The following is a 1,460-nucleotide window of genomic DNA, read 5'->3' as shown; positions in this document are numbered from 1 at the left end:
GTTCTCCCGCAGCAGCGCCCAGAGCACGTCGATGCGGCGGCGGGCCAGGGCGATGACGGCTTGGCTGTGGGTGGCGCCGCGACTGCGCTTTTTGAGGTAGTAGTCGCGGTTGGGTCCGGCGCGCATCATGCTGGTCTGCGCCGAGAGGTAGAACACGTGTCGCAGCGGCCGGCTGTAGCGCAACGGGCGGTGCAGGTTGCCGGTGCGGCGGCCGGAGTCGTTCGGGACCGGCACCAGGCCGGCGGCTGCGGCCAGGTGACCCGCGCTGGGGAACGCGCGCAGGTCTCCGGCGCTGACCAACAAGCTGGCGCCGAGGAACGGTCCGAATCCGGGCATGGACTCGATGACCGCGGCCTGCGGGTGCTGGGCGAACAGCTCGCGGATCTGCGCGTCCAGTGTCTTCACCCGCTCGTCGAGGGCGACGAGGCTGGTCGCGAGCTCGCTGATGATGCTCGCGGTGACGTCCTGGCCGGGGAGCGTGATCGACTGGGCCTTTGCGGCGGTGACGGCCCGGGCGGCGACGCCGGCGGCGTTGCGCACCTTGCGGGCCCGCAGCCACCCGGTCAGCCGGCTCTGCCCGGCGCGGCGGATCCGATCCGGGCTGGCGTAGCCAGTCAGCAGGACCAGCGCGCCTTTGCAGGCCGAGTAGTCGAACTCGCGCTCCAAGCTGGGGAACACGCTGGTCATCAGGTCACGGAGCCGGTTGAGCATCCGCACCCGGTCGGCGATCAAGTCCGACCGGTGCCCGGTGAGCACGGCCAGGTTGCGGACCAGGTCGGTGCCGGGACCGATGACGGGCAAGTCCCGGCGCAAGCGCGCGGTCTCGGCGATGACGAAGGCGTCCTTGGTGTCGGTCTTCCCTTCCCCGCTGAACGCGGCGCTCATCGCCGCGACGATCCGGCCGGACGCGTAGTGCACCGACTGCCCGGCCTGGGCCAGCAACGCCAGCAGCAGCGCCGAGGGCGTGCCGATGATGTCCACCGCCCACACCGGCTGCGCGGCCAAGGCGCCGACCGCGGAGATGAGCTCGCCAATGGCGGCCTCGTCGTTGGCGACCTTGACCGAGAGCAGCGTCGCGCCGCCGGCGTCGACCACGCAGGCCCAGTGGTGGGCCTTGCCGACGTCGATCCCCACCCACGCCCGGTCCCGATCATGCTTCACACGCGTCTCCGTCTCCTGGCCGGCCTCATGCTGACAGCGCCCATGGGCATCCCGCTGACGCATCCGTAACCAGCGACCGAGCGCAGATCTCAATCAGCAGCCAGGACGCCCGGAGGGCCGGGTGGACATTCCCAGTAAGCGACCACAGCGCAAGGAGACCTCAGCCACGCCCGACCCTCCCGGGCACGCACAGTCTTACGGAGGGCGACCTGATCCTCGGGACCGCGAACGGGTCGGCGATCGGGACGCTGGTCGAGCGGACGACCCGGTTCGTGATGCTGCTGCACCTGCCCGACGGG

1 protein-coding gene is annotated in these 1,460 nt (G+C 71.0%); it reads right to left on the bottom strand.

The features are described 5' to 3' along the window. The coding region (locus PSU4_RS30855) for an IS110 family RNA-guided transposase (RefSeq protein WP_147116204.1) at nt 1-1,161 on the bottom strand (1,161 nt) is incomplete at its 3' end. Nucleotides 1,162-1,460: the final 299 nt, after the last annotated feature.

Source organism: Pseudonocardia sulfidoxydans NBRC 16205 (assembly GCF_007989085.1).
Taxonomy (GTDB): Bacteria; Actinomycetota; Actinomycetes; order Mycobacteriales; family Pseudonocardiaceae; genus Pseudonocardia; species Pseudonocardia sulfidoxydans.
Note: the sequence above shows the minus strand (reverse complement) of the source record. Positions and strands in the feature narration are given on the sequence as shown.